Origin of the sequence: Acinetobacter sp. YH12106 (genome assembly GCF_013418995.1) — a bacterium.
Lineage (GTDB): Bacteria > Pseudomonadota > Gammaproteobacteria > Pseudomonadales > Moraxellaceae > Acinetobacter > Acinetobacter pseudolwoffii.
On record NZ_VPAV01000005.1, the window covers coordinates 13,065 to 26,210 of the forward strand.

Sequence of the window (13,146 nt, forward strand, 5' to 3'; positions counted from 1 at the left end):
AACGACAAGAAACTACAGCGCCTTATAAAATAAAAGCCTCTGCGAAAGCAGAGGCTTCTTTGTTTAACCGCTCGGTGTACTATTCAGCCTGCACCGCAATTTCACCAAATTTACCCTGATTAAAATCTTGAAATGCCTGCATAATTTCTTCCTTGCTGTTCATTACAAACGGGCCATAACCTTGAATGGGCTCATTGAGTGGCTCGCCTGTCAGTAACACAAACTGGGTATCCTGATAGGCTTGCAACTGAATCGCCGGATCTCCATCACGGGCAAACATTATAATTGAGCTGTCCAGGACTTTCTGGCTCGCATTGACCACCAGCTCACCCTTCAGCACGACTAACAGTGCATTATGCCCAGCAGGGATATGCAAGGTGGTTTCATATTCCGCTTTCAGTTCACCATCCCAGACATTGATCGGACTAAAAGTATGAGCAGGACCTTGATGACCAGCAAACTCACCTGCAATCACCCGAATATGCCCCGCCTCTTCATCCATTTCAATCCGCGGAATAGCTGCCGCAGTGATCGCCTGATAACGTGGTGTGGTCATCTTGTCTTTGGCCGGCAGATTGACCCAGAGCTGTACCATTTCAAAGAGACCACCATGTTTGGCAAAATCTGGAGAATGAAATTCTTCATGGACCACACCTGAGCCTGCGGTCATCCACTGCACATCACCTGCCTGAATCGTGCCGCCACCGCCACTTGAATCTTGATGCGTCACTGCCCCCTGATAGGCTAACGTCACTGTTTCAAAACCGCGATGTGGATGTGAACCCACGCCATGTTGTACAGTCGTCGGATCAAAATGATAGGGCGCAGCATAATCCAGCAACAAAAACGGACTGATCGCCTGACCTAAACGGTCATAGGAAAACAGATTTTTGACCGGAAAGCCATCACCGACCCAATGCATGTTTTGATTACGGTAAACACCAATTACTTTTTTCATCTTTTAACTCCTATTACGATAGGATGAACATGCAGCCATTTTATGCCGGGCCAAGATGCGTTGATAGTCCTAAGCTGGAATACAGTATCTTATATATAAGACAATCTCTGCTTTAACTTCCCGAATTCAACACAAATAAACTAAAATTTTGGTCTAAATTTTTAATTATCCTATTTTTAAGATTATTTATCCCAGAATTTGGGCTTATTTTGTCCTGTTTTTAGCTCTAATATAAAAATCACCACGTCCCGGAACAGCCTGGGTTTGATCCAAGACGGGATGCTAATTTTATAGAGAGCAACAGAGAAATGGCAAAACCTTATGTACGTTTAGACAAAGACAATGCAGCCGTATTACTTGTAGACCATCAGACTGGTTTGTTGTCACTGGTTCGTGATATTGACCCAGATAAATTCAAAAATAATGTATTGGCACTTGCGGCAGCAGCAAAATATTTCAATTTACCGACCATTTTGACCACCAGCTTCGAACAAGGCCCAAATGGTCCGTTGGTTCCTGAGCTGAAAGAGCTATTCCCGGACGCACCTTATATTGCTCGTCCAGGGCAAATTAATGCCTGGGATAATGAAGATTTTGTTAAAGCGGTAAAAGCCACGGGTAAAAAACAGTTGATCATTGCTGGCGTGGTGACTGAAGTGTGCGTTGCCTCCCCGGCGCTGTCTGCACTTGAAGAAGAATTTGACGTATTCATCGTGACAGATGCATCTGGTACCTTTAATCACCTGACACGTGATGCTGCATGGAACCGCATGTCACAGGCTGGTGCACAGCTGATGACCTGGTTTGGTCTGGCTTGTGAACTGCACCGTGACTGGCGTAATGATATCGAAGGTCTCGGCAGCTTATTCAGCAATCATATTCCTGACTACCGCAACCTGATGAATAGCTATAGCCAGAATACTGCACAGGAATAAACCATACACCTCTCTAAAATAAGCGGCCTTCGGGTCGCTTTTTGTTGGAACAATTAAATTAATCTGGCTTGGAAACAGTTTAGCCTGGCCCGGATTTCCCCTATGATGGGCATTGTATGAACGCAGGGCGATTGAGGTGAAAGGTGCATTCTTTTGATGATTATTATTATTTTTATCTGGTGGTCAAGCATGGCGGCTTTAGTGCAGCCAGTGACATCTCCGGAATCACCAAGTCCAAACTCAGCCGACGTATTTTAGAGCTGGAAGCCCGTTTCAATGTCACCCTGATTCAACGCTCAACCCGACATTTTAAGGTGACCTCACTGGGCCAGGAATTTTTTGAGGAATGCGAAAAGCTGATTCAACAGGTGGACTGTGCCCGTAATGTCTTGCTCAAGCAGAAAAGTGAACCACAAGGCCTGGTCAAGCTGAGTTGTCCTTCGGTGATAATGCGCTACCAGATCCGCAGCCTGCTGAATGAATTCCTCAAGACTTATCCCAAGGTTCAGGTAGAAATGGAAATTACCAGCCGGCGTGTCGATGTGCTGCACGATGAGATTGACCTGGCGATCCGCACCAACTTTGAAGCCAATGAAGATTCCAGCATTGTCGTTCGCGATGTGATTAAAACCACGCATTGTCTGGTTGCCAGTCCGGAGCTGTTACAAGGCCGTTCGATACACTACCCCACTGAGATCAATGACTTTCCGACCATCGTTTTAGGCACGCAGAAAAACCACTATCAATGGCATCTGCATCGTATCGACAGTCATGAACAGATGGATATCCCCCTAGAACCCCGCATCAAAAGCAATGACCTGGCCGGCGTATACTATTCTGCCCTGGATGGCCTGGGTATTGCCGATCTACCCTTGTTAACCGTGGAAGCAGATCTCAAAGCTGGTCGCCTGATCCATCTGCTGCCAGACTGGTGTTCCAATATGGGAACCGTACAACTGGTCTATGCCTCACGCAAAGGTCAGCGTCTGGTGATGGAAAAACTGATTGAGCATCTGGTCGAGGGCTTACGTGCCCGGGCAGAAGGCCATCAGGGCTATACCATTTGAATTGCGCTTTCATGTTGAGCAACCAATAAAAAAATCCAGCACTGAGTGCTGGATTTTTTGCTTTGAAATAAAGTGAGCGAATTAGATTTTACCCACTAAGTCAATTGAAGGAGCAAGAGTTGCTTCGCCTTCTTTCCATTTCGCAGGACATACTTCACCTGGGTGAGCGTGTACATATTGCGCTGCTTTCACTTTGCGAAGCAGTTCAGCTGCATCACGACCAATACCACCGGCATTGATTTCAACGATCTGGATTTTACCTTCTGGATCGATCACGAAAGTACCACGATCTGCCAGACCTTCAGCTTCAATCAATACTTCAAAGTTTTTCGCCAAAGTCCAGGTTGGGTCGCCGATCATTGGGTACTGGATTTTACCAATTACGTCAGAGGTATCATGCCAAGCTTTATGGGTGAAGTGCGTATCGGTTGATACACCATAAATTTCTACGCCCATTTTCTGGAATTCAGCATATTGATCAGCAAGATCGCCTAATTCAGTTGGACAAACAAAAGTAAAGTCAGCAGGATAGAAGAATACAACCGACCATTTACCTTTCATGTCCTGCTCGGACACTTCCACAAATTGACCCTTGTGGTAAGCAGTGGCGTTGAATGGTTTGATTTCAGTATTGATTAAACTCATGAGACCTTTCCTCGTATATTGGTGAGATTGTTCATTCGATGAAGATAGAATACGAAAATTTCTTAAATAGGTAAAACCGTAAGTTTTTATAAAAATAATCGTTTTTTTAGATTTAAGATTTCTATGAGAATTACTGATCTGATTGATTTGCTCAATATGGAACCTAGAATTTGGAACATAAGCCGAGCAGTTGAAATATAATTTTTTGCAACTTAGATTAGCAATCATAAAGCTCTGAGCTCTATCAAAACTAAACAAAGCAAATTCAAGATATAAAAAAACCCACCGGATTCAGGTGGGTCTTGGATGAAGATTTACCGTTCTGATAAGTTAAAATGGAAGATCATCATCTAAATCAGCTGCAGGCGCTGCTGTTGGTGCAGGTGCAGATTTCGGTGCAAAACCACTCGGGTTATTGTTGCCATAACCGCCACCCTGATTGTTGTTGAAACCGCCTTGCTGCGGCGCTGAACCATAACCCGACTGCGGATTATTGCCATAACCGCCACTTTGGTTGTTACTCGCCTGATTATTGTTATTAAAACGTGGCTGGTTAAAACTGTTGTCGCCCTGCTCGCCTTGTGAACGATTCGAGTCCAGCATCTGCATTTGATCACCACGGATTTCCGTTGTATAGCGCTCCTGACCATTTTGATCAGTCCACTGACGGGTACGTAATGAACCTTCAATATATACTTTAGAACCTTTACGCAGGTATTGCTGCGCAATTTCGCCTAAACGGTTATGCAACACGATACGGTGCCATTCCGTTTGTTCTTTACGTTCACCGGTACTTTTATCTGTCCACGAATCGCTGGTAGCAATCGAAAATTGAGTGAGAGAACCACCATTTGCAAAAGTTTTGGTTTCCGGATCTTTACCCAAAGTACCCACTAAAATGACTTTATTTACACCACGCATTTGCTGTTTACTTCCTATATATTTCTGTATTTTACTTTATAAGAGTTATGCTTAAATGGCTACCTCTTTACCTAACAAGTGCGTTAATTGTTGTCGCGAAGCATCATCAATCTGCTGTTTATCGACTTTTATATAGGCAACTTGCTGTTCAGCCATCACCACGACTTCTTCAATACCACGAATCGCCAAAAGCTGAGAAGTCCATTCGTCAGTTTGTCTGCTTTCCGGCAAACGCAGCACCAGTGATGAAAGATAGCGTGGCTGAGCTAGCCCGAAACTCATCAGCAGCCAAACAATCGCAATCCCGGTCAGGATACTCCAGCCCATCGAGGTATTATTGAGCAGCAACAATTGACCACCGATCATCCCACCAAAGAAGGCACCCAAAAACTGGCTGCTGGCATTCACGCCCATTGCCGTCGCTTTAGACTGGATCGGTGCAGCTTTAGACAGCCAGGAAGGCAATAAGGCCTCCATCACGTTAAAGGCAATAAAGAACAGGCCCAGGCCAATGAGCAAGATATATTTGGATTCAAAACCAAAGACCATCACCATTAAACCCAGAATAATACCGCTAATCGCCACCAGAAAAATCGCGCGCATTTTGTGGTATTTTTCTGCCAGAATGATACTCGGAAAAGCAAAGAACAGACTTAGCACCAACAGGGGTAAATAGACCAAACCATGACTAGAAAGTGGCAGATCTGCAAACTCGATCAGCTGCGAAGGCACATAAATAAACATGGCTGTGAGCAATAAATGCAGGGTAAACACAGATACATGCAGACGATTCAGATCGCCAATCTGGAGCACCTGTTTCAGTTGGGTCAGATAACCCTGTTGAAAGTTTTTATGATGGCGCGTGACTTTAGGCACCATAAACAGCATGGCAATGGCAGCCAATCCCATCACCGTGGTGACCCAGAACAATCCCGAAATGCCAACCAGACCTGTCAGCCAAGGCCCGAGACTAAATGCCACCACAAAAGACAGACCAATACTCATGCCCATGATTGCCATGGCTTTCATGCGGTTTTCTTCACGCGTGACATCGGCCAGCAAGGCCATGACGACAGCGGATACTGCGCCACCACCAGCAATGGCACGACCGATAATCACGCCATAAATGCTGTCAGACATGGCTGCAATCGCACCACCCAAGGCAAACAGCAGCAGTCCTAAAACAATCAAAGGCTTACGGCTATAGCGGTCTGCAATCAGGCTAAATGGTATCTGTAATAAGGCCTGAGTCAAACCATAGACCCCGACCGCCAAACCGATCAGTGCAGGCGTTGCATATTGATATGCCTGCCCTGCCACAGAAAACACCGGGATAATCATAAACAACCCCAGCATGCGCAGTGCAAAAATACTGCTCAGGGCAAAGGTTGAACGACGTTCTAAAGCATTCATCATAAATTATGGCGATTGGGTTAATTAATCTGGAGCCCAGATTATAGGACATTCAGCTCATGAAGAAGACATGAATTTTATTTGAAATAAAGATGATGCCAATCTAAAAATAAAAAAGCGCAGCCGGAGCTACGCTTTTTATTCAGGAACAGCGCTTTATTTGTCTAAAGCTGCCTGACGTTTTTTGTATTGAATCGAGGCGAATACTGCCCAGACAATAAAGGCTACACCGATCAGACCGGTCACCACTTCTGGTACATGCAGACCGGTTCCGCTGGCAATCATGATAAAAGCCAGTGCACCGATGGCATAATGCGCACCATGTTCCAAGTAAATATAGGCATCCAATGTGCCCTGTTCAACCAGATAAATCGTCATTGAACGGACAAAGATCGCACCAATGGCCAGACCCAGCATGATGATGACCACGTCTGAGGTAATCGCAAAGGCACCGATCACGCCATCAAAACTAAAAGAGGCATCCAGGACTTCTAAATAGAGGAAACCACCAATACCGGCTTTCACTACACCCGTCGGTACGCCATTTTCATCATGACGAATCGCATTGCCTTCTTCATCGACTTCCGGTTCACCACCGAGCATATGGCTCAAGACCTGCACCCCAATATAAATTACGATGCCCCAGATTCCCGCCATAGTCACTGCCAGACGCTTGGCTTCATCGACATTGGCTGCCATGATTAACAAGGCCACCAGTGCGATAAACACCGACATCGCTGGTACATTAGCCAGATTGGACAGACGGCGTTCCACCCGTCTGAACCAGTGCGTGTCTTTTTCTTCATCCAGGAAGAAGTTCAGGAATACCATCAACAGGAAAGCACCACCAAAAGCTGCAATTTCGGGATGATGTGCCATTAAACGTGCTGAATATTCTTTCGGATCATTCAGGGCCAGACGTACCACTTCCATAAAGCCCAGGTCTGCAGTCACTGCAACAATGACCACCGGGAAGATCAAACGCATTCCGAAGACTGCAATCAGAATACCGACTGTCAGGAACAGCATTTTCCAGAAATGATCCCAACCCCGTAGGACTGAGGCATTGACAACCGCGTTATCAAAGGACAACGACACTTCCATAATCGCCAGAATAGCGGTAATGGTCAGCGCTGTGAGCATGGTTTGCAGGCCTGCGTCAGGACCATGGGTATAACCCCAATACGCAGACAAACCAAGACACACGATCGAAAATGCAATCGAGAAACCAAAATGTTTCAACATACACAACGACCTTGGATAAATTAAATAAATGTATGGCTGCGAGAGAGCAGCAATACGAATAGGAAAAGTTAAGCTAATTATGAAACTTTTAGCGCATAAACCAAAGCACTTCCTGAGCTGTTTTATCTTATTTTCTGTTTTTAAAATTTGCCGATCTTTTAAACAGCCCGATCTTTGCTATAGTGCCGCATGGTTTAACTTGAACTGCGAAGGATTTTCAGCATGAGTTTTTCACAAGAGCTATGGCAACGCAATCTCGGACTTTATCAGAAGACCCTGGCCCTGCCCTTTAATCAGCAACTGGCGCAAGGTACTTTAAGCCGTGAAGCCTTTAGTCATTATGTGATTCAGGATGCGCATTATTTACTGGCCTATGGCCGTGCACTGGCCGTATGTGCTGCCAAAGCTTTTGAAGCGGATGATGTGATCCAGTTTGCCGAGGCAGCCAAAATTGCGATTGTGGTGGAACGTAGCCTGCATGATGGCTTTATGCAGGATTTTGGCATTAGCAAAGAGCAGTTTGAAAATACCCCGCTGACTCTGGCATGTCATCACTATACTTCTTACCTGACTTCGACCGCTTGGTCAGAAAGCTACCCAGTAGTACTGGCCTCGTTGCTGCCTTGTTTCTGGATTTATGCTGAAGTTGGTAAAGATATTGTCGACAACTCTGCGCCGAATAATCCGTATCAGGCTTGGGTGGACACCTATTCAGGAGAAGAGTTCCACACTGCGGTACGTAATGTGATTGCGACTGTTGACCGTGTTGCGGCGCGTGTTGATGCCGATACACTAGAAAAAATGCATGCAGCTTATACCCATGCTGCCCGTCTGGAATGGTTGTTCTGGGACAGTGCCTTTGAGCAACGCCAGTGGCCTGGTCTGGATGAATAAGACGAATAAAAAAAGCCCTGTTTAAGACAGGGCTTTTTGGTTATAGCCGTTTAAAAAATTTCTGCTGTCATAAACTGATCATAAAAACGGCTTAGTCTGAAAAAACAAGGATAGAACGGGCCGGTATGCTAGACCTAGCTATAAGCCCAAAATTGCCGCACAATAATTGAGAATAATTATCAATTAATAAAATCAATCCCGGAAAGAGGCAGATAATATGGACACTTTAGGCACCGAAGCGATTCGGGCATTTTTTACGGTGCAATGTTGCTGGTTGAATAATGAAGAAATTTATCTGGAACAGGGCTGTCTGGATTGTGGTTCAGCAGCAACTTACCTGATTTACCATACCAACACGCATATCCAGAAACATCTGCTGAAATTTATTGAAAAGTACCGCTGTCATCAGGCCCGTCGTAATGATTTGCTCGACCTGGATTTTTTCGAACAAGACTATGAGGGCTTTTTGCAAATTCTGGAAAATGAAGTTAATTTCTATGCGCGACTGCATCATGATATACCACGTGACACCTGCTTTGAGGATGTTGAATCGATCTTTGAACGCCGCTATGCAGCGGCTTGTTAAGAACGTCCCTCACGTCTAGTCATTCTGAACAGTGAAGCGATCTACTGTGATATTTCTCGGTATTGTGATGAATTGACCAATCACCGACATAACTTGACGTTTAAAATACTTTTATTTGCACTTGAACATTTTTCATCCGGTATCATATAAGGGTTTTTGATGAATATTCTAGGATCCTTGCATGAGCCAAAGCCACATCCGTATTCGAGGCGCACGTACCCATAACCTGAAAAATGTGAACCTTGATATACCACGCGACAAGTTTGTGGTGATTACGGGACTGTCTGGTTCAGGTAAGTCCTCGCTTGCCTTTGATACCTTATATGCCGAAGGTCAGCGCCGTTATGTGGAATCGCTGTCAGCCTATGCACGCCAGTTCCTTTCACAAATGGAAAAACCGGAAGTCGATTCGATTGAAGGTCTCAGTCCAGCCATCGCGATTGAACAGAAATCGACCAGCCATAACCCGCGTTCTACCGTGGGTACCATTACCGAAATTTATGACTACTTACGTCTGCTGTATGCACGTGTCGGTACGCCCTTCTGTCCAGAACATGACCTGCCGATGGTGGCACAAACCGTCACGGAAATGGTCGATGCAGTCAAAGTGCTGGAAGAAGGCACAGCCTTGATGCTGCTTGCCCCGGTGGTGCGTGAGCGTAAAGGTGAATATACCGCCTTATTTGAGCAGTTACAGAGTCAAGGTTTTGTCCGTGCCCGCGTCGATGGCGAGATTATGGAAATTGATCCGCCACCAGAACTGGACAAAAAGAAAAAACATACCATTGAAGTCGTGGTCGACCGCTTTAAAGTCCGTGATGATCTGGGCAACCGTATTGCAGAAAGTTTTGAAACTGCACTGCGCCTCGGTGGCGATATTGCGATTTTATCCTGGATGAAGGATGAACATGATGATCGGGTATTTTCTGCCAAGCATTCCTGCCCGGAATGTGACCGCGCTGTCGCAGAACTGGAACCGCGTTTATTCTCGTTCAATAACCCTTTTGGTGCCTGTCCGGTCTGTGATGGTCTCGGCACCCGCAGTCATTTTAGTGCCGATAAACTGATTCCCAATCCTGAAGTCAGTGTCAGTCAGGGTGCGATTCGTGGCTGGGACCGTCAGCGTCCTTATTATTACGGCATGATCCAGAAAGTCGCCGAGCATTTTGGTTTTTCTTTAGAAACGCCGTGGAATGAACTGGATGCCGACACCAAGAAAAAATTCCTGTACGGCACCGGCAAAGAAAAAATTGATCTAAGTTATATCGATGAGCGTGGCCGTCGTCATAATCGGGTGATTCCGTTTGAAGGGATTTTGCCGCATCTGGAACGCCGCTACCGTGAAACTGAAAGTAATTATGTGCGTGATGATCTGGCGCAGTATCTGTCCAATGCTGCCTGTGATGCCTGTGATGGTTCACGGCTGAATGAAATCTCGCGGAATGTGAAAATTCTGGACAAGACCATTGCCGACATTACCCGCATGTCGATTGGTGATGCCGAAAGCTATTATCAGGACATTAACCTAGAAGGCGCACGCGGAGAAATCGCCGACAAGATTTTCAAGGAAATCCGTGAACGTCTGCACTTCCTGGTCTCAGTCGGTCTGAATTATCTCAGCCTGTCGCGTTCTGCCGAAACATTGTCGGGCGGTGAAGCACAGCGTATTCGTCTGGCTTCCCAGATTGGTGCCGGCCTGATGGGCGTGATGTATGTGCTGGATGAACCCTCAATTGGTCTGCATCAGCGTGACAATGACCGTCTGCTGCAAACCCTGATCCGTCTGCGAGACTTGGGCAATACCGTCTTGGTGGTCGAGCATGATGAAGATGCAATTCGTGCCGCCGATCATATTATTGATATTGGCCCGGGTGCAGGTGTGCATGGTGGACATGTGATTGCTGAAGGAACTTATGATGAAATTCTGGCCAATCCTGACTCGCTGACCGGACAATATTTGTCTGGCAAGTTAAAAATTGAAGTGCCGAAAAAACGGATTCAGCCACCTAAACCTGAAGAACAGATCAAGCTGATGGGTGCATCTGGGCATAACCTGAAAAAAGTCGATCTGACCATTCCTTTGGGCATTATGACTTGTGTTACCGGGGTATCGGGTTCGGGTAAATCGACCTTGATTAACCGGACATTGTTACCTTTGGCGGCGACCCAACTGAATGGTGCAACCACTTTAACATCGGAAAAGTTTGAATCGATTGATGGCTTGCAGTTCCTCGACAAAGTCGTCGATATTGACCAGAGTCCGATTGGACGAACCCCACGTTCTAATCCGGCCACTTATACCGGTTTATTTACCCCCATCCGTGAACTGTTTTCACAAACTCCGGAAGCCAAAGCACGTGGTTATGCCGCGGGTCGTTTCTCGTTTAACGTGAAAGGTGGGCGCTGTGAAGCCTGTGAAGGCGACGGCATGATCAAGGTGGCGATGCATTTCCTGCCGGATATGTATGTGCCTTGCGATGCCTGTCATGGCAAACGTTATAACCGTGAAACGCTGGAAGTGAACTATAAGGGCAAGAATATTTCCGACGTGTTGCAGATGACCGTTGAAGATGCCATGCATTTCTTCGATGCCATTCCCGTCATTCACCGTCGTCTGGAAACATTGCATCAGGTCGGTTTGGGTTATATCCGTCTGGGTCAGTCTGCGACCACGCTTTCCGGTGGTGAAGCGCAGCGTGTCAAACTGGCACGTGAACTGGCCAAACGCGATACCGGTCAAACCTTGTATATTCTGGATGAACCGACCACGGGTCTGCATTTCCATGATATTGCCAAGCTGCTGGACATCCTGCATCAGCTACGTGATAAGGGTAATACCATTGTGGTGATTGAGCATAATCTGGATGTGATTAAAACTGCTGACTGGGTGGTAGATTTGGGACCTGAAGGTGGTTCGGGTGGCGGTATGATTGTCGCGGAAGGTACGCCTGAACAAGTCGTGAAAGTGAAAGCATCACATACGGGTAAATTTTTGAAGCCGTTGTTGAAGTGATTTATTTTTTTAAATCCTCCCCAACCCTCCTTTGAAAAAGGAGTGATTTTTCTTCTTTATCTGACGTCCTATAGGACTTAGGGTTAGGGAAGATTTTATCCATCTAATAAGTATGATAAAACGGTGATTTATTCACCGTTTTTTTATTTGGGAAAGTAATGTCAAAAATTAAAGATAATGAGTCCATTAAACCTTTTTTAGCTTTTAGCAAACTGATAGAAACTGGATGTAATTTTCTCGATACTATTCCTTTTATATATACAATTAATCCAAAATTAAAAGAACATCGAAATCAACTCATACAAATTGTGCAAGATAGTCGGGTCTTAACATTGCCAGATCAATTTAATGACCTTTTCTCTAAAGATGGATGGATCTGTTACGGTGGGTTAAGTCAGACTATTTTAGAAAAATGTGTATATTTAGGCTCAATCAATAAGTATGAAGAAGCAAAAGAACTACTCATAAACTATATTGATCAAAATAAAATAGATTTTATTTTGAAAAAGTGCACTTCTCGTGAACATTTCAAAGATCGTTTAGATTTGCTCAAATTATTAAAAATAGACTATTTAGATGAACGTTATCACGCTTGTATTCCTCTTTTACTCGCGCTGATAGATGGCTTAGTAAATGACATTTCAAGACACGTTGGATTCTTTGCCGAAAAGTCTGATCTAGAACTCTATGACAGTATTACATCACATGAAACAGGATTGCCTTTTCTAAAGGTAATCATGAATACGTCAAGAACAAAAACAGCAAAAGAAAGAATTCTAATTCCTTATCGAAATGGAATCCTACATGGACGAGATTTAAATTTTGCTAATAAAGAAGTAGCTTCTAAGTGTTGGTGGGTTTTGGATTGTCTAATTGATTGGGCTGATGAAAAGGTAGTAAACAAGCAACCTGTAGAGCCTATATCCTTAAAGGAATCATTAGAAAAATATCAGATGACTCAAGAACTTTCTCAACGAATAAATGAATGGAAAATGCGACCCATAAAATCCGAAAACTATTGGGAAAATCAAATGTTGGAGACTCTAGACAGTTTAACCCCTGAATATACTCTACTCATTTTCCTAAATGCTTGGAAGGAACAACAGTGGGGTAAAATGTTTCCTATACTTTTACATACCATTGGTAAGCATCAAGGTAAAACTATGCTTGAAATTAAGAATGATTACCAAAAAATTAAGCTATTAAAGTTCAGAATTAAATCTTCCGAAGATCAAACACCTTCAAGCACAAAAATCTCTACTCATCTTGAATATGTTAAAAATGATATTACTCAATCTTTATACATTGAAATAAGTTTAAATTATGCCAATGCAAAGAATGGATACCCTGAGCTCAGAGGTGAACCAAATGGAAATTGGTATATCTTACAGTTATCTCTTAGACAGATTCTTTTCAACTAAAAGTATTGAATTGTCCGACATGAGAAAAAGATATTTTAAACAATAAAA

Annotated in this window: 11 protein-coding genes; 6 read left to right on the forward strand and 5 right to left on the reverse strand. The window is 44.5% G+C overall.

Translation table 11 applies throughout. From position 1 onward, the window contains the following. Nucleotides 1–79 precede the first annotated feature (79 nt). Nucleotides 80–958: a pirin family protein gene (locus FTU45_RS06140; RefSeq protein ID WP_100329487.1), complete on the reverse strand. Its 879-nt coding sequence runs from the start codon at nt 956–958 to the stop codon at nt 80–82. A gap of 308 nt (nt 959–1,266) precedes the next feature. Here FTU45_RS06140 and ycaC point away from each other — a divergent pair, with 308 nt between their 5' ends. Further along, nucleotides 1,267–1,893, forward strand: a complete 627-nt coding sequence (gene ycaC / locus FTU45_RS06145) for an isochorismate family cysteine hydrolase YcaC (RefSeq protein ID WP_180076135.1) — start codon at nt 1,267–1,269, stop codon at nt 1,891–1,893. A gap of 143 nt (nt 1,894–2,036) precedes the next feature. After that, on the forward strand, nt 2,037–2,960 hold the full coding sequence (locus FTU45_RS06150) for a LysR substrate-binding domain-containing protein (RefSeq protein WP_074383892.1): 924 nt from the start codon (nt 2,037–2,039) through the stop codon (nt 2,958–2,960). Nucleotides 2,961–3,041: 81 nt separating this feature from the next. Here the strand turns inward: FTU45_RS06150 and ahpC are convergent, their stop codons facing one another. The 4 genes from ahpC to FTU45_RS06170 form a co-directional block, all read right to left on the reverse strand. Continuing rightward, nucleotides 3,042–3,605, reverse strand: a complete 564-nt coding sequence (gene ahpC, locus FTU45_RS06155) for an alkyl hydroperoxide reductase subunit C (protein WP_005095146.1) — start codon at nt 3,603–3,605, stop codon at nt 3,042–3,044. A 330-nt stretch (nt 3,606–3,935) separates the two neighbouring features. Then, nucleotides 3,936–4,526, reverse strand: coding sequence for a single-stranded DNA-binding protein (gene ssb, locus FTU45_RS06160; RefSeq protein ID WP_005095120.1), 591 nt, complete (start codon nt 4,524–4,526; stop codon nt 3,936–3,938). A 51-nt stretch (nt 4,527–4,577) separates the two neighbouring features. Continuing rightward, nucleotides 4,578–5,942, reverse strand: a complete 1,365-nt coding sequence (locus FTU45_RS06165; RefSeq protein ID WP_100534512.1) for an MFS transporter — start codon at nt 5,940–5,942, stop codon at nt 4,578–4,580. A gap of 153 nt (nt 5,943–6,095) precedes the next feature. Continuing rightward, complete coding sequence (locus FTU45_RS06170) at nt 6,096–7,184, reverse strand: DUF475 domain-containing protein (RefSeq protein WP_004647275.1); 1,089 nt, start codon at nt 7,182–7,184, stop codon at nt 6,096–6,098. A 222-nt stretch (nt 7,185–7,406) separates the two neighbouring features. On the opposite strand from FTU45_RS06170, the gene tenA reads away from it, so the two are divergent. The 4 genes from tenA (at nt 7,407) to FTU45_RS06190 (ending at nt 13,098) form a co-directional block, all read left to right on the forward strand. Continuing rightward, on the forward strand, nt 7,407–8,078 hold the full coding sequence (gene tenA / locus FTU45_RS06175) for a thiaminase II (RefSeq protein WP_159138373.1): 672 nt from the start codon (nt 7,407–7,409) through the stop codon (nt 8,076–8,078). Nucleotides 8,079–8,295: 217 nt separating this feature from the next. Continuing rightward, the gene (locus FTU45_RS06180; RefSeq protein WP_005095110.1) at nt 8,296–8,664 is read left to right on the forward strand and encodes a hypothetical protein; all 369 of its coding nucleotides are present in this window, start codon (nt 8,296–8,298) and stop codon (nt 8,662–8,664) included. Nucleotides 8,665–8,845: 181 nt separating this feature from the next. Next, a complete protein-coding gene (gene uvrA, locus FTU45_RS06185) occupies nt 8,846–11,677 on the forward strand; it encodes an excinuclease ABC subunit UvrA (protein ID WP_180076136.1) in 2,832 nt (943 codons plus the stop codon). A gap of 158 nt (nt 11,678–11,835) precedes the next feature. Further along, nucleotides 11,836–13,098, forward strand: a complete 1,263-nt coding sequence (locus tag FTU45_RS06190) for a hypothetical protein (protein ID WP_180076137.1) — start codon at nt 11,836–11,838, stop codon at nt 13,096–13,098. The last annotated feature ends 48 nt before the right edge of the window (nt 13,099–13,146 follow it).